This window comes from Aeromonas sp. 75A (genome assembly GCF_051919425.1).
Classification (GTDB): Bacteria; Pseudomonadota; Gammaproteobacteria; order Enterobacterales; family Aeromonadaceae; genus Aeromonas; species Aeromonas veronii.
In genome coordinates this window covers 1193622-1214581 of the sequence record NZ_JBQBES010000002.1, presented here as the reverse complement: position 1 = coordinate 1214581, position 20960 = coordinate 1193622, and the positions used below count along the sequence as shown (strand labels likewise).

General features: G+C 58.9%; 17 protein-coding genes. 11 read left to right on the top strand and 6 right to left on the bottom strand.

Going from position 1 to position 20960, the window contains the following annotated elements; translation table 11 throughout:
* The first annotated feature begins 179 nt into the window (after positions 1-179).
* Genes ACTG2T_RS05450 through ACTG2T_RS05440 form a run of 3 tightly spaced genes read left to right on the top strand, consistent with a single transcriptional unit; the run spans position 180 to position 7629 of the window.
* Positions 180-4421 (top strand): ATP-binding protein, encoded by a 4242-nt coding sequence (locus tag ACTG2T_RS05450; RefSeq protein WP_330125507.1) that lies wholly within the window; start codon positions 180-182, stop codon positions 4419-4421.
* Positions 4402-5613 (top strand): EAL domain-containing response regulator, encoded by a 1212-nt coding sequence (locus ACTG2T_RS05445; RefSeq protein ID WP_330125506.1) that lies wholly within the window; start codon positions 4402-4404, stop codon positions 5611-5613. The genes ACTG2T_RS05450 and ACTG2T_RS05445 overlap by 20 nt, the downstream gene beginning before the upstream one ends.
* Before the next feature lie 39 nt (positions 5614-5652).
* Entirely contained in the window at positions 5653-7629 is a 1977-nt protein-coding gene (locus tag ACTG2T_RS05440; RefSeq protein ID WP_330125505.1) for a HAMP domain-containing methyl-accepting chemotaxis protein, read from the top strand.
* Between the two features lie 59 nt (positions 7630-7688).
* On the opposite strand, the gene rfaH is transcribed toward ACTG2T_RS05440, so the two are convergent.
* The 4 genes from rfaH to metN all read right to left on the bottom strand — a co-directional run bounded on the left by rfaH (position 7689) and on the right by metN (position 10789).
* Complete coding sequence (gene rfaH, locus ACTG2T_RS05435; protein ID WP_058057235.1) at positions 7689-8189, bottom strand: transcription/translation regulatory transformer protein RfaH; 501 nt, start codon at positions 8187-8189, stop codon at positions 7689-7691.
* Positions 8190-8285: 96 nt separating this feature from the next.
* Positions 8286-9086, bottom strand: a complete 801-nt coding sequence (gene metQ / locus ACTG2T_RS05430) for a methionine ABC transporter substrate-binding lipoprotein MetQ (RefSeq protein WP_127007865.1) — start codon at positions 9084-9086, stop codon at positions 8286-8288.
* A gap of 25 nt (positions 9087-9111) precedes the next feature.
* Positions 9112-9765: a methionine ABC transporter permease gene (locus ACTG2T_RS05425; RefSeq protein ID WP_005339070.1), complete on the bottom strand. Its 654-nt coding sequence runs from the start codon at positions 9763-9765 to the stop codon at positions 9112-9114.
* A complete protein-coding gene (metN, locus tag ACTG2T_RS05420; RefSeq protein WP_330125504.1) occupies positions 9746-10789 on the bottom strand; it encodes a methionine ABC transporter ATP-binding protein MetN in 1044 nt (347 codons plus the stop codon). Before metN ends, ACTG2T_RS05425 begins: the two co-directional genes overlap by 20 nt.
* 505 nt (positions 10790-11294) lie before the next feature.
* Here metN and ACTG2T_RS05415 point away from each other — a divergent pair.
* Positions 11295-11750 carry a hypothetical protein gene (locus ACTG2T_RS05415; protein WP_064338722.1) on the top strand — a complete coding sequence of 152 codons (456 nt, stop codon included), beginning with the start codon at positions 11295-11297 and terminating at the stop codon, positions 11748-11750.
* A gap of 104 nt (positions 11751-11854) precedes the next feature.
* Here the strand turns inward: ACTG2T_RS05415 and ppgK are convergent, their stop codons facing one another.
* Positions 11855-12595, bottom strand: a complete 741-nt coding sequence (gene ppgK / locus ACTG2T_RS05410; protein ID WP_330125503.1) for a polyphosphate--glucose phosphotransferase — start codon at positions 12593-12595, stop codon at positions 11855-11857.
* A 111-nt stretch (positions 12596-12706) separates the two neighbouring features.
* A complete protein-coding gene (gene queG / locus ACTG2T_RS05405) occupies positions 12707-13861 on the bottom strand; it encodes a tRNA epoxyqueuosine(34) reductase QueG (RefSeq protein WP_330125502.1) in 1155 nt (384 codons plus the stop codon).
* A 60-nt stretch (positions 13862-13921) separates the two neighbouring features.
* On the opposite strand from queG, the gene ACTG2T_RS05400 reads away from it, so the two are divergent.
* From ACTG2T_RS05400 to hfq, 7 genes are all read left to right on the top strand, one after another.
* Positions 13922-15433 carry an NAD(P)H-hydrate dehydratase gene (locus ACTG2T_RS05400; protein WP_330125501.1) on the top strand — a complete coding sequence of 504 codons (1512 nt, stop codon included), beginning with the start codon at positions 13922-13924 and terminating at the stop codon, positions 15431-15433.
* A 10-nt stretch (positions 15434-15443) separates the two neighbouring features.
* Positions 15444-15917, top strand: a complete 474-nt coding sequence (gene tsaE / locus ACTG2T_RS05395; RefSeq protein WP_005339056.1) for a tRNA (adenosine(37)-N6)-threonylcarbamoyltransferase complex ATPase subunit type 1 TsaE — start codon at positions 15444-15446, stop codon at positions 15915-15917.
* Between the two features lie 23 nt (positions 15918-15940).
* Positions 15941-17629, top strand: coding sequence for an N-acetylmuramoyl-L-alanine amidase (locus ACTG2T_RS05390; RefSeq protein ID WP_330125500.1), 1689 nt, complete (start codon positions 15941-15943; stop codon positions 17627-17629).
* A 16-nt stretch (positions 17630-17645) separates the two neighbouring features.
* Positions 17646-17825, top strand: a complete 180-nt coding sequence (locus tag ACTG2T_RS05385; RefSeq protein ID WP_330125499.1) for a hypothetical protein — start codon at positions 17646-17648, stop codon at positions 17823-17825.
* A gap of 3 nt (positions 17826-17828) precedes the next feature.
* On the top strand, positions 17829-19700 hold the full coding sequence (mutL, locus tag ACTG2T_RS05380) for a DNA mismatch repair endonuclease MutL (RefSeq protein ID WP_330125528.1): 1872 nt from the start codon (positions 17829-17831) through the stop codon (positions 19698-19700).
* A complete protein-coding gene (miaA, locus tag ACTG2T_RS05375; protein WP_330125498.1) occupies positions 19690-20619 on the top strand; it encodes a tRNA (adenosine(37)-N6)-dimethylallyltransferase MiaA in 930 nt (309 codons plus the stop codon). The genes mutL and miaA overlap by 11 nt, the downstream gene beginning before the upstream one ends.
* Before the next feature lie 72 nt (positions 20620-20691).
* Positions 20692-20955, top strand: coding sequence for an RNA chaperone Hfq (hfq, locus tag ACTG2T_RS05370; RefSeq protein ID WP_330125497.1), 264 nt, complete (start codon positions 20692-20694; stop codon positions 20953-20955).
* Positions 20956-20960 lie beyond the last annotated feature (5 nt).

Below are 20960 nucleotides of genomic sequence, written 5' to 3'. Positions count from 1 at the left end.
GCTGCATGCCTGCCATTTTTCCATCTTATGGTTGATTCCAAGTTCACATGTTGGTGACTCAGTATTATCCTCTCCGCCCTCTTTGTAACAGCTGCGATTGTTTTCTCGCCTTGCGTCGTCAGGGTCTGCAAGATTAGAGGTGGCAGCCCTATCTGTTTTACTCATCAGGACAAGACCTTATGCCACTCCTTCGTCAGCTTTTTCTTCCCATTTTGCTGTTGTTTTCATGCATGTTGGCTGTTGCGGCTCCCCAACCGCAAGATGAGAGCATAAGTAACGAGATTTCTGCACAAAAGGAGCTGCTGGTTGGGGTTCCCCGTGGCGGCTATCTCCCTTTCATCTATCAACTCCCCAACCTGCGTTATGCCGGTCCGCTCAAGGAGCTGGCCTCGCGTATTGCAGCCGAAATGGGCGTGTCATTGCGTTATATCCCCTACAACTCCTACGTGGATGCCCAGATTGCTCTCCAGGGCGGCCAGATCGATGCATTAATCGGGGTTGAACGTAATGCTCTTGAATTGAAGGGGATAAACCCTATTGGCAGTATCGGTTCTTATGCTCGCTCCATTTTAATGCATACCCCGGATCAGCGATTGACCCTGGAGCAGGCGCGCAAGTTACGCTGGGTCTGTATTCGCGGGTTTGGCAGTTGCACTGAGTTGGATCGTTTGGGGATCTCTGATGTAACTGAGCTTGAGAGCCGTGACGAGGCGACCTATATGGTCAAGCTGGGCGCTGTCGATGCATATCTTGATTTGGAACCAATTGTTTCCCTTAAGATGGAGAGAATGCCTGCATCAATGGGGGTTGTCGCTCCTGGGTGGCTTTCTGGCAGCACGCTGACGATGGCGACCAGCTCCCGCCAGCCAGAACTGAGCGAAAAGCTTTGGCATGCATATCAACAGATACCCGTTGCAGACTCACGATTACGGTTGCATCAGAAAGATGAACGCGCCAACGCTGGCCTTTTGCTGGAACCAGATGAGGCCAGTTGGCTGAAGCAGAGAAACAAGGTCATCAAGTTCGCCGTTGCCCCCGGATTTGCTGGCATCAGTGAAATCGATGACGAAGGTGAATTGCATGGCTATACGGCAGACCTGATGAAGTTGTTGAGTCTGCGCTCCGGGATCCGCTTTGAGCTGGTGTCGACAAATACCTGGCAAGAGTCACTTAAACTGCTGAAAGAGCATAAAGTGGACCTTATTCCCTTGATGACACCGCTCAAGGATCGTCAGTCCTTTGCCTCTTTTACCTCCTCCTATCTGAAGTTCGACAGCTATGTCGTAGCCAGACACGGTGCTCGCCCGCTGAAGTCGTTGGTCGAGCTGAAAGGGCGTCTGATTGGTGGTGTGACGGGCTCTTACGAAGCCTCTCTCATTCACTCGCTGGGCGCCAATATTATCGAAGTAGGCAAAGATGCCGATTTACTGACCTTGCTCGACACTGGGCGAGCTGAATATGTGCTGTTGACCATGACCAATCTGGGACAGCAGGCAATGAAGGGTTTCAATGAGAAGTATCAGGTGGTGCTGAGCTCCCCCGAATTTTCCGTACCTATCAGTATGGCTGTCGACAATGCTCAGCCCGAGTTGCTCCGCATCATGGACAAGTTGCTGCTGACCATCACGGATGAGGAATGGCAACTGCTGGAGCGACGCTGGCTCAATGTGTTGGTCAATATCGAATCCGATTACACCCTGATTTACAAATGGTTGGCCATAGGGGGGGGCGCCTTGCTCGTCAGCGGTTTGCTGGTGATGTTCTGGGCTCGCAGTTTGCGTCGCCAGATTGCGCAGCGGAAAATCGCAGAGGACAAGCTGAACGAACAGTTGCTGTTTGTGCAGACTTTGCTCAACTCACTGCCAACCATGGTGGCGCTACGTGATAGCGAGCAGCGGATCACCTTGTGCAATCAGGCCTATCGCGATGCTTTTCTCGGTGCTGGCAGTTGCAGTGAGGAGCTGCAAAACATGCCAGAGACACTCAGAAACAGTGTGTTGGAAGAAGAGCGTTTAGTGTGGCAGACAGGACAGGATCTGGAGGGGGCAGGGAGCAACCTGCGAGCTGATGGTACGCCCTGCCATGTTATCTATGCCAAACGCCCTTATCGCGATCCCGATGGCAATATGCTGGGGGTGTTGACAGTACTGACCGATGTCAGTCGGATCAAGGAGGCTGAGGAGCGCGCCCGTCAGGCTGAAAATCGCCTTACCCAGATTACCGACAGCATGCCTGGGGTGGTCTATCAGTATTTGTGGCAAGGACCCGGCAAGGGGCGGTTTTTGTATGCCTCTCAGGGGGCCAGCGAGATCCTAGGTGCTTCCCGGCAGGACCTGTTCAATGCCGAATCGGGTGGTGAGGTGTTCGGCTTTACCGAAGAGGCGCTTCAGGATTTTGTCAGCAAGGTGGCCAATCATGCCGAGACTCTGGCTCCCCTCGACCTGGAGGTCAAGGTGGAGCGACCTGATGGAGATCGCTATCTGCAAGTGCGTGGCAACTTTGTCAGACAGGAGCAGCAGGCACTGATCCTTAACGGGGTGATTCAGGACATCACTGCCCTCAAGCAACAGGAATATGAGCTGCGCGAAGCTCGCGCCTATGCCGAGCAGGCGATGCAGGCTCGCAGCCGCTTTTTGGCAACCATGAGCCATGAACTACGAACACCCATCTCAGGCATGCATGGCATGCTCGAATTGCTGCAAATGAGCGAGCTGAACGACGACCAGCGTTTTATGGTGCGCAATGTGGTCACCTCGACCAATAACCTGCTCTATCTGGTCAATGACATCCTTGATTTTTCCAAGATAGAAGCGGGTCAGTTGCAGTTGAATTACCAGAGCAGCCGGTTGCAAACGGTGATCTGCGATGCCATTCGTGGCCATGCGGCACTGGCTCATAACAAGGGGCTCAACGTGGTGCTGGAGTGGGAGCATCATGTGCCGGATTGGGCCGACATCGACGGGGTACGTATCGGTCAGGTCATCTCCAACCTGCTCAACAATGCGGTGAAGTTTACCGAACAAGGGGGGATTACTATCCGGGTCAGCTACCTGAGCGAGCAACTGACCATCAGTGTCAGTGACACCGGTATCGGGATCGCCGAAGAGAAGCAGGCGCTGCTGTTCACGCCTTTTGAGCAGGTGGAGTCAGATATCAACCGTCGTTTTGGTGGCACCGGACTGGGGTTGGCAATCTGTGAGCAGCTGGTGTGCAAAATGGGGGGGGCACTGACACTGACCAGCAAGGCAGGAGAGGGCTCCTGCTTCCGCTTTACCGTACCGCTTACCAATCCGCAGTGGGATCCCCCAGCTCTGGCTGACACAGAATGGTGGTTCTTTAGCGATGACGCCAACCTCGAAGCGGCCATGGTACGGCAGGGGGCCAAGCTCAGGTACTTGGGGGCCAATGAGCTCAGTCGCTCACTGGCAGGGTTGCTGTTGGCCGATCAACGGTGGCTTGAGCAAGCGCTTGGGGGGGAATGGCAAAGCTGGCTGCAACACTCTGCGCTGAAGGGGATCATAGCGTCACCCGATGAGGCGTTACGGGGTCGGATTGGTGAACAGAAATGGTGGCGCCTGGGTCTATCTCCTCTCTATCCGGATCTTCTGCTGGAGAGCTGCCACGAATTGCTACAGGAGCGGGTCACACTGCACCTCCCAGCGCTTGCAGAGAAGCTGGGTGGCAAAGTACTGGTGGCCGATGATCATCCGGTCAATCGTGCCTTGTTGGCACGGCAGTTAGCCATTCTTGGTATCGAGGCTCAGGTTGTGGAAGATGGCGAGAAGGCTCTGCGGGCCTGGCAGGGACAACAATTCTCTATGCTGCTGACTGATTGCCATATGCCGGTGATGGATGGTTATGCCCTGACCAAGGCGCTGCGGGCTGCGGGAGTGACGGCCCCCATCATAGGGGTAACGGCAGATACGTCGGAAGAGGCGAGTGCTCGTATGGTAGAGGCTGGCATGAGTGACATGTTACTGAAGCCCTACCCGCTGGATATCTTGCGCCAGATGCTGGCCCATTGGCTGGCAGAGAAGACGCCAACCAGAAGCGCGGTTGCGCCCGTTGATGGGGCTACAGGCATGCAGGCTGAACGCTGGTTGGCGTTGTTTGGTGACGAGCTGACCGCGCGAGCCATGGCGGTGGAGTATCTCGATTCCAACCGGCAGGATGGCGAGGCCATGATGGCAGCACTGATTTGTCATGATGCCAGCGCTTTGGTAGAGACAGCCCACCGGATCAAGGGGGCTGCCCGAATGGTCGGGTTGGAGGAGCTTGCCAGCCAGGCTGCCATGCTGGAATCGGCAGCGCGATTGAAGCGGCTCGACGAGCTCGACGATCTGGTCAGCACAGTGCAGAGGTTGATGACGGCGATTGCCCACGACATTGGATTATGGCTCGATGAAAAAAGCACAACATGAGTTGGTCATCATGGTCGTGGAAGACCATGGATTTCAGCGCAAGGCGCTGCTGCACCAGATCCGCAGCCTGGGTTACCAGAATCTGCTGGAAGCGGTTGATGGTATCGAGGCGTTGGCGCTTAGCCAGCAACACAACGTCGATATCCTGTTTTGCGATCTGCGAATGCCCGGAATGGATGGCATGGCGCTGTTGCGCCGCCTGTCGCTGGGTGGTTTTCAGGGCGGCATTATCCTCTCCAGCGCACTTGAGGGGGATGTGGTGGAAGCTGTATTGCGTATGAGTACCGCTTATGGCTTGCAGGTGCTGGGTCGCATAGAGAAACCCTCAACGCCGCAGCAGCTCCAGCGGCTTATCCAGGCTTGGTCACCCCGGCAGGAACTCGTCAGGGAGAAAGAGGGGCACAGAATAGGACTCGATGAGTTGCGTCGGGCGATCGAACAAGATCAACTGCTGCCCTGGTATCAGCCCAAGGTGAGTTTTGCATCCGGCGAGTGGGTCGGGATGGAGGCGTTGGCTCGCTGGCAACACCCCGAGTTTGGCCTGATCCCGCCCGGGCGTTTTATTTCACTGGCGGAGAGCAACGTGCTTATCGATCCGTTGACCGAGGTGATCATCAGCAAATCTCTGAGTGATGGCCATTTATGGGAGGAAACCGGGTTGTCACTCAATCTGTCGATGAACCTCTCCACCACCTCACTCATTGAAGGGGATCTTTGCAACTTATTGATTGATCAGTGCAAGCGCTGGAGTATCAATCCGGAGCTTATCACTCTGGAGGTGACCGAGAGCGCATTCGTACAGGATCTGGGCAAGTCTCTGGAGGTGCTGACCCGGCTAAGGATGCATGGTTTTGGCCTCTCCATCGATGATTTTGGTACCGGCTACTCCTCGATGCAGCAGCTGGCACTGTTGCCGTTCACCGAGCTCAAGCTGGATCGCTCTTTCGTCGATCGCTGCCATGCCGATCCGTCACGTTTGGCTATCATCGAGTCCAGTATCGAGTTGGCCCGCAAGCTGGGGCTGAAGTCGGTGGCGGAAGGGGTAGAAGATGAGGCGACCTGGCGAGTGCTGGCCCAACTCGGTTGCGACCTTTGTCAGGGATTTTTCTCTGCCCGCCCGATGCCGCGCAGTGAATTGGCTAATTGGTACCGGACTTGGCAAGATAGATTGCCTACACTGATATCTATCTGATTCTGTTGGCTGGATCCCTCCGTTTGAACAAGGATGTTCATGAAAATCTCAAGCAAGTTGCTGCTCAGCTTCGGTTTTATCAACCTGCTGATCCTGCTCTCCTCCACGCTGGTCTATTACCGGCTGACCCAGATCAATCAGGCCCAACACACCCTGCTGGAGCAGGCGCTGCCCGCTCTGCAGCGGGATGAAACGAGCCAGAAGGCGCTGGTTGCCACCGTTTCTGCCTTGCGTGGCTATCTGATCCTCGGCAAGGATCCGGCTCAGGCTTCCCGCCTCAAGCAGGAGTGGGAGTCGGCCTGGCAGGCCATCGCCCATCAGGCCTTCAGTCCGGCGCTCGCCAAGTCTCTCGAGACCTTCAAAAGCCATCAGGAGAAGGTGTGGATCATCGCCCAGAGTGAAGAGAATCTGCCCGCTCACACCCTGATGCTGCAGGAGGCGGGTCCGCTGGCGGAGGCGGCGCTCGATCAGTTGCAATCCTTTGCCAATGAAGAAGTTGGCACTCCGCAGGATCAACTCTCCGGCGATCGCCGCATGCTGCTCAAACAGGTGGGAGATGCCTATAACAGCCTCGCCAACGCCCTCTCTGCCCTGCGGGATTTTCTCATCTCCGGCGACCCCGAATACCGCAGCAAGTATCAGGATTACTACCAGTTTCATCAGCAGCGTGTGGCTGAGGTTAAGCAGCAAGCCGCGCTCTTTACCGACACCCAGCTGAGCCTCTGGCAGCTGTTTGAAGAGATGGCGACCCCCTTCTCCGAGCTGGTGGGGCAGGTGATCGAGAAACGCCAGGCGCCGGATTGGGATCAGGCAAACTACCTGATGGCCACCGACATCGAGCCGATGCAGTCCAGCCTCAGCGAGCAGTTGGTCCAGCAGGTGGGGAAAACCCGTGCCGAGGTGGATCAGATTTCGGCGCAGATGACCGGAGCCGGGAGGGCTATCAACCAGACACTGCTGTTGGCTACCGGCAGCGCCATCGTGCTTGGCATGGTGGTCGCATGGCTCTTTAGTCGCCGTCTGACCCGTGACATTGCCTGTCTGGTGACCCGGGCGGGGCAGGTTGCGGATGGCCGGTTGGCGGCCGAGCCCTTGCCAATCACAGGGCAGGATGAGTTGGGAGAGTTGACCGGTTCCATCAACCGGATGTCTGCCCAGTTACATCATCTGGTCGGGGAGTTGCAGGGCGCAGTGGGGCAGGTCGAGGTGGCCTGTCTCGATGTGGGCAGCACCACCAGAGCCATAGTGGTGGATCTGACGGAGCAGGATCAGCGGGTCGATGCGGTGGCGGCGGCTATCGATCAGATGTCAGTGAGTGCTCGTGATGTGGCTGGCAACATTGCCGGTGTGGCGGATGGAGCCCATCAGGTGCGGCAGCAGACCCGTCAGGGAGAGGCCGCGCTGACGCGAATGAGCGATACCATGCAGCAGATTGCCACCATGATTGGCCAGGCCAACGAAGCCATGGGGCTGCTGGAGCATCAGAGTGAACAGGTGGGGCAGATCACCGAGGTGATCGCCACTATAGCCGAGCAGACCAATCTGCTGGCACTCAATGCGGCGATAGAAGCGGCGCGGGCAGGCGAGCAGGGGCGCGGTTTTGCGGTGGTGGCCGACGAGGTGCGCCAGCTGGCGACCCGCACCCATCAATCAACCGCCGAGATCAGCCAGACTATTGCGGCCATCTCCCAGCAGACTCGCCAGACGGTGAGTACCGTCAGCAGCGGTACCCGGTTGGTAGAGCAAGGCCGGGATGCTGTTGGATTGGTGACAGATACCCTGAGTGCCATGAACCAGCTGGTACAGTCGCTGTCGGGCCAGCTGGAGGCCATTTCGGTGGCAACCGAGCAGCAGTCGCGGGTGGCCGCCGAGGTATCCGGGACGGTCGACGACATTGCCGCGCTCAGTCGGCAATCCTGTCAGCGTAGTCAGCAGGGGGAGGAGATCGTAGCCAGACTGGCTGGCGATACCGGCAAGCTGAAGGCGGTCATCGCCCGCTTTGATCTTGATGCATGAGATGGCGGGATCATCCCGCCATTGCTATTGCCATTTACCGAGCCGTCTGGCCCGTGGGTTTAGTCCAGACGTCTGAAGGTGTGGTTGTCGAAGCTGCTGGTAGTCTCCCGGTTGAGCAGGCTGACCAGCAAAATCGCACGTTTCTCCCCATCCGGCTCCATATAGATGGCTTCGAAGCCGGCAAGCGGCCCCTCTTCAATCAGCACCTTGTCGCCCGAGCAGGGCAGGTTAGCGTAGCTGGCTCTCGCCTCATCGCTGTCATCGCGACTCATCAGCTGATAGACCAGCTTGCTGCTGATGGGGGTCCATTCACTGCCAAAGTGGATGATCCGGCTGATGCCGCGGGTCGATTTCAGGGTGACCGGTGTCACCTCTTCCAAATCAACGAAGATAAACAGATAGTTGGGGAACATGGGTTCCCGTACCGGAACTCGCTTGCCCCGGCGCAGCTTCTCGATCTCCACCATGGGGTAATAGGATTCGATACCCTGGGCATCGAGGTGGGCGCGGGCGCGGGCCTCTTCTTTTGGCTTGCAGTAGGCCAGATACCATTTTTTCATGTTATGAGTATGTTCGTGTTGCCGTGCTCGCGGATATGATAGCGGCGCCAATAAAAAAGGCCACGCATTGCGTGGCCTTTTTTGCCGAGTGAGCAATTACCAACCTTTTACCAGGCCGCCTTTGAACAGCTCGAGACCTTTCTTGTAGACATCATCGGTCTGGAAAGCTTGTACGAACTGTTTAACCTTCTCGTCATCCTTGTTGTTGTCGCGGGCGACGATCAGGTTGACGTAGGGGGACTCTTTGTCCTCAACAAACAGGCCGTTTTCAGTCGGGGTCAGACCAATCTGGCCGGCGAAGGTGTTGTTGATGATAGCGAGATCCACATCTTCCAGCGAACGGGGCAGCTGTGCTGCTTCCAGTTCCACAATCTTGAAGTTGCGCGGGTTGCTGGCGATATCCAACACGGTCGCTTCCAGACCGGCGCCATCCTTCAGGGTGATCAGACCCTGTTTGGCCAGCAGGATCAGGGAGCGACCCAGGTTGGTCGGATCGTTCGGTACCGCGATCTGGGCGCCATCTTGCAGCTCGCTCAGTGCCTTGATCTTCTTCGAGTAACCGGCAATCGGGTAGACGAAGGTGTTGCCAACCGGCACCAGCTTGAAGCCGCGATCACGCACCTGCGCATCCAGATAGGGTTTGTGCTGGAAGGCGTTGACGTCGATGCTGCCATCGTTCAGCGCCACGTTCGGGGTGACGTAGTCGGAGAAGTTGACCACCTCGACGGTCAGACCGTATTTCTCTTTGGCTACCTTGGCAGCCACTTCAACCAGTTCGGTCTCCGGGCCGGCAATAGCGCCCACTTTCAGAACCTTGTTCTCTTCTTTTTGACCGCAACCGGCCAGAACCAGACCAGCCAGCAGGGCAGCAGCAACGGATTTGATGCCAAATTTCATAAAACCTCCTGTCAGAAATCGACGATTAACGATGATCACATTTGTTGACCAGGCGCTCACCCGCGCTCTGGATAAGTTGAACCAGTACTACCAGGATAACTACGGTCACCAGCATGACGGTCGGGTCAAAGCGCTGATAACCATAACGAATACCCACATCCCCCAGACCACCGCCACCGATAGCTCCGGCCATGGCCGAGTAGTTCACCAGCGTGACGAGGGTAATGGTGACACTGTTGAGGATGCCGGGCAGAGCCTCGGGCAGCAGCACCTTGGTGATGATTTGCAGCGGCTTGGCGCCCATCGCCTTGGCCGCTTCCAGCAGGCCGTCCGGCACCTCCATCAGGGCCCCTTCCACCAGACGGGCAATGAAGGGGATGCAGCCGACAGTCAGCGGCACGATGGCGGCGATGGTGCCGATACTGGTGCCGACAATCAGCCGGGTTAGCGGAATGATGGCGACCAGCAGGATGATAAAGGGCACCGAGCGACCCACGTTGACCACCATGCCCAGAGTACGGTTGAGCAAGGGGTTGGCCAGGATCTGGCCCGCCTTGGTCACATGCAGTGCCACGCCGAGCGGCAGACCCAGCAGGCAGCCGAACAGAGCGGAGGCAAACACCATGATCAGGGTGTCGCCCAGGGCCGTGATGAGCAGATTAATCATGGCTTCGGACATAACCCATTACCTCCAGCTGAATGTGGTTGTCGATAAGGAACTGCTGGGTGGCCTCGCATTGGGCTTCATCCCCGAACAGCTCGGCCAGCAGGAAACCGAATTTGACGCCACCGGCGTACTCGATGTCCGCGCTCAGAATGCTGATGTCGATATTGAAACGGCGGCTCGCCTCGGAGATCAGCGGCGTATCGACCGTGCTGCCGGTAAAGCCGAGCTTCACCAGCGGGTAACTGCTCGGCACCCGCTCCGCACTCATCCGATCCTGATACTCCTGCGGTACCTCCAGATGGATGGTGGAGTGGATGAAGTCACGCGCCAGCTGGGTTTTGGCATTACTGAAGAACCAGGCCACTTCGCCCTGCTCGATCAGACGGCCGTCGCTGATGATGGCCACTTCGTCACAGATCCCCTTCACCACATCCATCTCGTGGGTGATGAGCAGGATGGTGAGCCCCAGCTTGACGTTGATCTCCTTGAGCAGGGTCAGGATCGAGCGGGTGGTCTGCGGGTCGAGGGCCGAGGTGGCCTCGTCGCAGAGCAGCACCTTGGGGGCCGGTGCCAGTGCGCGGGCAATGGCGACGCGCTGTTTCTGACCGCCGGAAAGCTCGGACGGATAGGCCTGGGCACGGGCTTCCAGCCCGACCAGCGCCAGCAGCTCGGCAACCCGTTGCTGGATCTTCTCTTTGCTCCAGCCTGCCAGCTCCAGCGGAAAGGCGATGTTGGCAAACACGGTGCGGGAGGCAAGCAGGTTGAAGTGCTGGAAAATCATCCCGATCTGGCGGCGAGCCTGGGTCAGATCCCGTTCGTTCAGGGCGACCAGATCCTGGCCATCAACGATGACTTGACCCTCTGTCGGGCGCTCCAGCAGGTTGACACAACGAATGAGGGTACTCTTGCCGGCACCGGAGGCACCGATCACCCCGAAAATTTTGCCTTGGGGTACATGCAGACTCACATCACGCAGGGCGTGCACGGCGTCACTGCCTGTACCGTAGACTTTGTTGAGACCGATCAACTTAATCATGGATTCTTCCGTGCTAACAGCCTTAAAGCACAGGGCGCTACAGGCGGGGAAATTGGGCAGAGGTTCCACTGGGTTACTCTGTCATCATGGAGGATGATGCTAAGATGTCTGGATGGCCATGTCAACGCATGTTTTTACGTCTAGACGTCTAAAAAACTGATAAGGATTTCTGTCAGGCGGATAACGATCAGGATGGTAGTGTTGCTCTGCCAGATCCTGTTTCGTCCCTGCGGCAGATAACCGAATTAAAGATGGTTTATATCGGGTATATGCTGGTTTTATTAGTGTGCCAGCCCGTTTCTGTTCACATCTGCTGTCGAGCTTAATGTTCCTCCATCGTTGCACAAATTGCTGCACAAATCGTTCCCTATTCGTGACAGGCTCACCTGGCGGCCACTTTGTCGGCGTCAACCTTGATGCAGCGCAAGGGGGGCTCGGATAGGGATTGGGTCGGTGGCGCCGTTTTTTTATACTAATGACGTCGACAAGCATGGAGGGCAGTGCGATGAGATTCCAACAGATCAAAGAGTTGCTGCACTATCTTGAGCAGGTTCACCATCAGCTCGGACTCTGTTACGGGCGTTTGACCAGTCAGGTGGACAGCGAGCGGAGCCGGATGTTGCTGGTCTATCTGCAAGGGCGTGAGGATGCGGCCAGTGCCCATTTGCACGAATATGCCGCTCAGCTGGGAGAGGCGGTCAGGGAGACCTGGCTGAACCAGAGTTTCAGCGAGGATATGTTGCCTGCCATTACCCGCTTCGAGCTGCCGGCATCAGTCCAGACCCAGGATATCGTTACTCAGGTATGCCGCTGGGAAGAGCAGCTGGTGGGCGAGCTGAGCCATCTGGCCCGGGAGTGTCCGACACCGGCCACCACCGCCTTGCTCGAGAATCTGGCCAGGCTGGAGCAGACCCGCCTGACCCGACTGGTGCACGGAGTGCACCGACTCGACGACATGTAGCGGGTGATAAGCGCCAAACACGCAAGATGACGGCCAAACAAAAGGGCCCGGCAGCAGTGCCGGGCCCTTTCCATTGATATCTGCTGACTTGCAGTGAGCGTCGGTTAGCCCTGCTGCTCGGCCGCGTAGAGCGCGGCCCCGATAATGCCCGCCTGATTGAGGCTGGCCGCCGGAATAAGCGGCGCCCGGGTCTCGATGCGATCGACAAACTTATCCAGCTTGGCTGCGCTGCCGCCCCCCAGAATGAAGAGGTCGGGGGAGAAGAGAAACTCGAGGCGAGCCAGATATTTGTTGAAGCGTTTGCCCCAGCGCCCCCAGGAGAGATCCTCACGCTTGCGCACTGCGTCGGAGCAGTAGTGCTCGGCGACCATTCCTTCCAGAATCAGATGGCCCAGCTCGGTGTTGGGCAGCAGATGGCCGTTGACGAAGATGGCGGTGCCGATGCCGGTACCGACCGTGATGAGGATGATGACCCCCTTGCGATCCTTGCCGGCGCCAAAGCGCATCTCGGCCAGACCGGCGGCATCGGCATCGTTCAGCACATAGCAGGGCTTGCCGGTGACATCGGCAAACAGATGCTCGGCGTCGGTTTCGATCCAGCTCTTGTCGATGTTGGCGGCACTCTTGGCAACCCCGTTGTGGATGGTGGCGGGAAAGCCACAGCCCACTGGCCCTTTCCAGTCGAAGTGTTCGACCAGTGCCTTGAGGGTATGGGCGATGGCGGCTGGGGTAGCCGGTTGCGGTGTGGCAATGCGATGGCGCTCGCCAATCAATTCGCCGGTTTTGGTATCGACCAGACAGCCCTTGATCCCTGAGCCTCCAATATCCACTCCCAACATATGCATCTGTGTTGTCCTTGTTGTGTGCCGACCAGTTTGCAGTGACCATGCTGTTATGGGCACTGCAGGTCGGCAGAGCATGAAAAAAGTGCTGCAATCCGGCAAGGGGCAGATCACTTATGCGTGATCCGACAGACCTTTTTCGATGCAGCGGATCAGCAAACGGGTCTTCTTGTTCTCTTCATCCTGACGCCGGGCAAGGGTGGCCAGCGCCCATTCGATATGTTCGGCCACCATGGGATCGGCGGTGGTCAGCCCCAGTTGCAGGGCCGCGATCACCTCGGGGGTCGCCGGGCCATTGCCAAGGGCGACTGCCAGATTGCGGCGCCAGCGCTGGTAACCGATGCGGCGGATCGGGCTCCCTTCGGTCTGCTTGAGAAAGTCGCTCTCGCTCCAGCACCACAGCGCCAGCAGGGGGGGGCGGTGCAGACTGGAGCGGGGGCTGAAGTCGGGTTCCGGGCTGGCATCGGCGTAGCGATTCCAGGGGCAGATAAGCTGGCAGTCGTCGCAGCCGTAGATGCGGTTGCCCATCAGGGGGCGAAACTCTTCCGGAATAGGGCCGTCATTCTCTATGGTGAGATAGGAGATGCAGCGGCGGCCATCTACTACATAGGGGGCGACAATGGCGCCGGTCGGGCAGATGTTGATGCAGGCGACACACTTGCCGCACTGCTCCTTCTCCACTGGCTGGTCGAGCGGCAGCGGCAGGTTGAGCAACAGCTCACCGAGAAAGAAGAAGGAGCCGGCCGATTCGTTGAGCAGCAGTGAGTGTTTGCCAACCCAGCCGAGGCCCGCCTTGGCTGCCAGCGGCCGCTCGAGGATGGGGGCGGAGTCAACGAAGGGGCGCCACTCACCCAAGGTATCTTCGGTGCCTTGAAACAGCTCGGCGCAGCGCGCTTCAATGCGATCACCCAGCTGTTTGAGCCGGTTGCGCAGCACCTTGTGGTAGTCACGGCCGAGGGCATAGCGGCTGATATAGCCGAGGGTCGGATCGCGCAGGGTGGCGGCAAAACCCGCCTCGAACGGCAGGTAGTTCATCCGCACCGACAACACCCGCACCGTGCCCGGCAGCAGCTCGTGGGGGCGCACCCGCATCATGCCGTGGCGCGCCATGTAATCCATGCTGCCGTGATAGCCCGCATCCAGCCAGGCCTGCAATCTCGGCTCTTCGATACGCAGGTCGGTGTCGGTGATGCCCGCCTGGTCAAATCCTAGCTCCCGTGCCCAGAGCTTGATATCGTGGGCCAGCTGGTGGAAGTCAGGTGCGCTCATGCGGCTTGGCCTGGCCGGTGTTTGCTGGCGTGGGTCGATTGATAAGAGGCGGGAGCCGTCATGGTAGAGATCATCAGGAGCGCGTTGGGCACAAAAGAGGGCGGCAGTTTACCACAGGGGCTGTGGCAGACTGAACAGATCCGCACACTGGAGCGCAACTGGGCCGTGCGTGAGGGGCAACCTCTCTATGCCCTGATGGAGCGAGCCGGTGCTGCGCTGCACACCTATGCCACCCTGCATTGGCCCGACAGTCGCTGCTGGTGGATTTTCGTCGGCCCCGGTAATAACGGCGGTGATGGCTATGTGCTGGCCCGCCTTGCCCGCCAGATTGGCATCGAGGTGGTGGTGATTGCCGCCAGGGCACCCGACCAGCTGAAGGGGGATGCCAGACGGGCCGCCGATGAGTGGCTGGCGGCCGGTGGCCGGGTCTGGCTGGCCGAGCAGTTTGATAAGGACCAGCACTCCACCCCGGATCTGGTAGTCGATGCCCTGCTTGGCACCGGCGTCAACACGCCCCTCTCGCCACTACTGACAAAGATCGTCGCAACAATCAATGGCTTTGCTGTGCCCGTGCTGGCGGTGGATCTCCCCTCCGGCCTCAACGGCGATACCGGCCGTGCCATGGGGGCCGTGGTGCAGGCCACTCGCACCCTCACCTTTATCTGTATCAAGCAGGGGATGCTCACCGGCGACGGGGTGGATTGTGTCGGCCAGCTCGACTGTGATCCCCTTGGCGTCATGCCTGATGACACTATGCTGCCCGCCGCCTGGCGTATCGATTATCCGCAGCTGAGCACGCAGTTGACCCCGCGCCCGCGCGCTTCCCACAAGGGCTCTTATGGCAAGGTACTGCTGGTGGGGGGCAATCGCGGCATGCAGGGGGCCCTCGTGCTGGCGGCCCGCGCTTGCCTGCGGGCGGGGGCAGGGTTGGTGCGGGTGTGTCAGCATCCGGAACATCCGCCGGTCAGCCTCTATCAACCCGAACTGATGAGTCTCACTACCGCAGATGACGAGGGGTGGGCGTCGGTGCGGGTCATTGGCCCCGGGCTTGGTCAGGATGAGTGGGGAAGCGCGCAAATCGCTCGTAATCTCACCGATCGGCTGCCACTGGTTTTGGACGCCGATGGATTGAATTGGCTGGCGCAATCTCCCCGCCATCAGGATAATTGGGTGCTCACGCCCCATCCCGGCGAAGCAGCGCGCCTGCTGGGATGCTCCATTGCCGAGATTGAAACCGACCGGTTTGCCGCCGTGCAGGCGCTGCAGCGGCGTTATGGCGGTGTGGTGTTGTTAAAAGGGGCGGGAACACTTATTTATGACGGCGAGCGGGTCGCTCTCTGTTGTGAAGGCAATCCCGGCATGGCAAGTGGCGGCATGGGCGATCTGTTATCTGGTATAATCGCCGCCCTTTTGGCCCAGGGCTGGTCTGCCACCATGGCAAGCTGGCTGGGCGCCGTGATCCACGGCGAGGCTGCAGATCAGGCTGCCGCCGACGGCGAGCGGGGCATGCTGGCGTCAGATCTGCTGCCGCTGATCCGCAAACTGGTTAATCCCGACACCATTACAAGTTAAAAAGAAGAACATGGCAAAACAGTTGATGATGACACTGCCGGACGAGGCAGCAACCGTGGCACTGGGTGGCCGTCTGGCACAGGCCTGCCAGCAGGCGACCACAGTGTTTTTGCATGGCACGCTTGGTGCCGGTAAAACCACCCTGACCCGCGGCTGGGTGCAGGGCCTTGGCCATCAGGGCAAGGTAAAAAGCCCGACTTACACTCTGGTCGAACCCTATGAGCTCGATGGCTGGCAAGTCTACCATTTCGATCTCTATCGCCTGGCTGATCCGGAAGAGCTGGAATTCATGGGCATTCGGGACTATTTTGCCGCCAACACTCTCTGTCTGGTGGAGTGGTCCGAGAAGGGCGAGGGCTGGTTACCGGCTCCCGACCTGGAAATTACCCTCACTTATGTAGGCGAGCAGCGCGAGGTTCTGATAGAGGCCCGCACTGCTATTGGCGAAGCCATTCTGGAACGGTTGTCATCTACGTGCGCTTGATCCTTGTTATTGCTCTCTCTTTGATGGCGTTACCCTCTTGGGCGAATCAGCTCAAGAGCGTACGAATCTGGCCATCACCGGATAACACCCGGGTGGTGCTCGATATGAGCAGCGCCCCCAATTACAACTACTTCACCCTCACCGGCCCGGATCGGCTGGTAATCGATCTGAAAGGGGCGAGCAACGCCGCCAATCTGGCCCGGATCGAGAACAACAGCGAACTGGTGCGCAAGATCCGCCAGAGCACTCCGCTGGAGAAGGGGGGTCTGCGGCTGGTGATGGATCTCAGCTCCGCCATCAAACCGGTGGTCTTTCCGCTGGTGCCTGCCGGGCCTTATGGCCACCGTCTGGTCATCGACCTGCCTTATGAAGAGAAGCGCTCGGCGGCTGCGGTGCAATCCACGCCCGTCGGTGGCAAGGGCAAGGGAGTGGTGATTGCTATCGACCCGGGCCACGGCGGAGAAGACCCGGGCTCCATCGGCCCGCGCCGTACCTATGAAAAACGGGTCACGCTGGCGGTCTCCCAGAAGCTGGCGGCACTGATCGACCGCGAGCCGGGGATGCGTGCCGTGATGACCCGTCGTGGCGACTACTTCGTCGATCTCAACAAGCGCTCCGAGATTGCCCGCAAGGCCAAGGCTGATCTGCTGGTCTCTATCCATGCAGACAGTTTTCATAACTCGACTCCGCGTGGTGCCTCGGTCTGGGTCTTGTCGACCAACCGTGCCAACCGCGAGATGGGTAGCTGGCTGGAGAAGCAAGAGAAGCAGGGCGAGCTGCTGGGCGGTGTCGGCAAGGTGTTGGCGGAATCTGATCCCAACCCCTATCTGGCGCAGACCTTCCTCGACCTCTCCATGGACAAGTCCCGTGCCGAAGGGTATGACGTCAGCCGCCAGATCCTGCGCTCCATGGGCAAGGTTGCCCGACTGCACAAGAAGGCGCCGGAGCACGCCAGTCTGGCGGTGCTGAAGGCGCCGGATATTCCCTCGGTGCTGGTGGAGACCGGTTTTATCTCCAACCATGCGGAGGAGAAGCTACTGGCCACCGCCAGCTATCAGGACCAGCTGGCCCGCGCCATCTTCGAGGGGATCCGCAACTACTACCGCGCCCACCCGACCAAGGGGGCCATGCTGACCGGTAAGGGGCAGGTGAGCCAACCTGCTGCTACTCGCCCTGCACCGGTAGCCCGGCAGCCGGTGAGCCAGCCCAGGCAGGCACAGTCGCAGCCGGTAGTGACCAACAAGATGCCCGCCACTGCCCGCGACGGCGGTACTGGGAGCGGTTCCGGCGCCGGGGTGATCAAGCCTTACTCGGCGGCAGCGCAGGATAGCGGTGCACCGGTCAGCAGTGTGGGCGACTATGACAAATCGCGGATGCTCCGCCATGTGGTCAAACGGGGCGAGAGCCTCTCTCGCCTTGCCGAGAAGCATGGAGTGAGTCAGTCCACTCTGGTGGAGATCAACCAGCTGCGCAGCCGGGATATTCAGATTGGTCAGACTATCTATATTCCCCAGCAGGGGCAGAGCCGCGCTGCTGCTCCCGTTCGTAGTGACGACAAGTCGCAGATGATCCGCCATGTGGTCAAGCGGGGGGAGAGTCTCTCCCGCCTTGCCGAGAAACATGGGGTGAGTCAGGCACGGCTGGTAGAGATCAACAAGCTCAAGTCGCGGAATATTCAGGTAGGGCAGGTGCTCTACATTCCGCAAAACTGACGCGCGGGAGCGGGTTATGCCGCTCCCGTTGTTAGCGAATACCATCAGCAAGATTGAAATTCAGGAGCAAGTGATGCCGATCCGTATATTGCCCCCTATCCTGGCTAACCAGATTCCGGTTGGTGGAGAGGTGGTGGTGCGGCCCTCCTGGAGCCTTAAGAGACTGACCATCCGCAAGATAGAAATTCAGGAGTAAATGATGCCGATCCGTATTTTGCCACCCATTCTGGCTAACCAGATTGCAGCCGGAGAGGTGGTGGAGCGGCCCTCTTCTGTGGTGAAAGAGCTGGTGGAGAACAGCCTGGATGCGGGGGCCGACAGGGTCGAGATCGACATCGACAAGGGGGGCGCCAAGCTGATCCGCATCCGTGACAACGGCTGTGGCGTCGCCAAAGATGAGCTGGTGCTGGCGCTGTCGCGTCATGCGACCTCCAAGGTGGCCACGCTGGACGATCTGGAAGGGATCAACAGCCTCGGTTTTCGTGGCGAGGCGCTCGCCTCAATCAGCTCGGTCTCCCGTCTCACCTTCACCTCCCGTACCGCCGAGCAGTCCGAAGCCTGGCAAGCCCAGGCAGAAGGGCGGGAGATGAGCGTCACCATCAAGCCGGCGGCCCATCCGGTGGGCACCACGGTGGAGGTAGTGGACCTCTTCTTCAATACCCCCGCGCGTCGCAAGTTCATGCGCAGTGAAAAGACCGAGTTTGCCCATATCGACGAGCTGGTGCGCCGCATCGCGCTCTCCCGCTTCGATGCCACCCTGATCCTGCGCCACAATGGCAAGGTGGTGCGCCAGTACAAGGCCGCCAATACCGTGCCGGAGCAGGAGCGTCGCCTCGCCGCCGTTTGCGGAACCCCCTTCATGCACCATGCGCTGGCGGTGGAGAGCGAACACAGCGACGTGCGGTTGTGGGGCTGGTTGGCGACTCCGGAGGGGGCAAGACCACAAAACGATCTGCAATACACCTATGTCAACGGCCGGATGATGCGCGACAAGCTCATCAACCACGCCATTCGTCAGGCCTATGACGAGTTGCTGCCTCCCGATCGCTTCGCCGCTTATGTGCTCTATATCGAGCTGGATCCCCGTCAGGTGGATGTCAACGTCCACCCGGCCAAGCATGAGGTGCGCTTCCATCAGGCGCGACTGATCCACGACTTTATCTTTCAGGCGCTGTTTACTGCGCTGCGCCGCGAAGGAGTCAGCGCCGTTCATCAGGACGCGCCGCTGGCCGAAACCCTGGTCGAGTTGCCGGTCAGTCCGCAGATTGAATATCCCGGTCAGGCGCCACGCCCGGAGTGGTACGGTGCCGAGCACAGCTACCGGGCACCTGCACAGGTGCGTGAGGGGGGCGGTGGGGCTGGCCGAGCCAGCAATTATCAACCGCCCGAGCCCCCAAGCCGGGAGGCGATGCGCGGCATGGGCGCTCTGCTCACTACGCTGCCTATCGCAACTGCGGCTGAGGCTGCTCCCGCACAGTCCACCGACACAGTGCCGTCACCCAAACAGGGGGGATGTCGCGCCCTGACACTGGTGGATCAGGCCTACCTGTTGATCGAGCGGGATAATCAGCTGGCGCTGCTATCGCTGGTGCGCGCCGAGCGGGTACTGCTGCGCCACTGGCTGCTGGAGACCTGGGGCCAGGGACTGGCGGCCCAGCCACTGTTGCTGCCGGTCTCCTTCAAATTGCCGAAGAATCTGATCGCGCTGGTGACCGAGCAGGAACGTTTGCTGAAACGGATGGGGCTGGAGTTGAAAAGCGGGGGGCGTGACACCATGATCCTGACTCGGGTGCCGGCTCTGCTGCGCCAGACCGATCTGGTGCGTCTGTTACCCGAATTGCTGCAAATTATCGAGGGCGGATCTGACAGTGATGCTGGTCAGCAGGCTGAAGTATTATGCCAATGGCTGGTGGAGCAGGGGATAAGCCGCGAGAAGATATACGATTTTTCAACTGCCAGTCGTCTGCTGACGGAACTTGTGACTGATTTCAGTGACCAACTGGCAGACATTCGCATGGTGCGCCCCCTTTCGCTGGCGACCGTGCTAGAGGAGTTTGAACATGGCGAGTGACTTGCCGACCGCAATTTTTCTGATGGGGCCGACGGCCTCCGGCAAGACGGATCTCGCCATTGAACTGTGCCAGGCGCTGCCCTGCGACATCATCAGCGTCGATTCGGCGCTGATCTATCGCGGCATGGATATCGGTACGGCCAAGCCCACCGCCGATGAACTGGCACGTGCCCCGCACCGGCTGATCGACATTCTTGACCCGGCCTTGAGCTATTCGGCAGCCGATTTTTGCAGGGATGCCCTGCGAGAGATGAAAGAGATCGCCGATTGCGGCCGCATTCCGCTGCTGGTAGGCGGCACCATGCTCTATTTCAAGGCGTTGCTGGAGGGATTGTCCCCATTGCCCTCCGCCGATCCCGCCGTTCGTGCCGGGATTGAGGAAGAGGCAGCCCGCCTCGGTTGGCAGGCGCTGCACGATGAGCTGGTACGCATCGACCCGGTGGCCGGGGCGCGGATCCACCCCAATGACCCGCAGCGGCTCTCCCGGGCGCTGGAGGTCTACCGCATCAGCGGCAAGACCCTTACCGAACTGACGCAGGTGCAGGGGGAGGGCTTACCCTATCGGGTGCAGCAGTTTGCCATCGCCCCGAGCGATCGCGCCGTGCTGCATCAGCGGATCGAACAGCGCTTTGACAAGATGCTGCAAGGTGGCTTTGAACAGGAGGTTCGTGCGCTGATGGCGCGCGGCGATCTGACCCCGGATCTCCCCTCCATTCGCTGTGTGGGTTATCGCCAAATGTGGGACTACCTGTGCGGTGAAGTGGGGTATGATGAGATGCGTTATCGTGGCATTGTTGCCACACGCCAATTGGCAAAACGACAGATGACCTGGTTGCGCGGCTGGCCCGATGTGACCTGGTTGGAATCTGGTGAGTCTGGCAATCTCGACCGCGTGCTTGCTCGCGCTGGTGCGGCTTGACACTCCCTGTATAATCAGGTTGTTATATTGATATTCGGTGTTTAAAAACAACAAACTATAAGGAAAAGAAAAATGGCTAAGGGGCAATCTCTCCAAGACCCGTTTTTGAATGCGCTGCGCCGTGAGCGGATTCCTGTTTCTATCTATTTGGTGAACGGCATCAAACTGCAAGGTCAGATCGAGTCTTTTGACCAGTTTGTTATCCTGCTGAAAAACACCGTGAGCCAGATGGTTTACAAGCACGCCATCTCGACTGTCGTACCGGCCCGTGCCGTCAATCATCACCAGCCCACTCTGGGTGGCGCGGCTGATGAACAGGGTGATGCCGAAGCGTGATATCC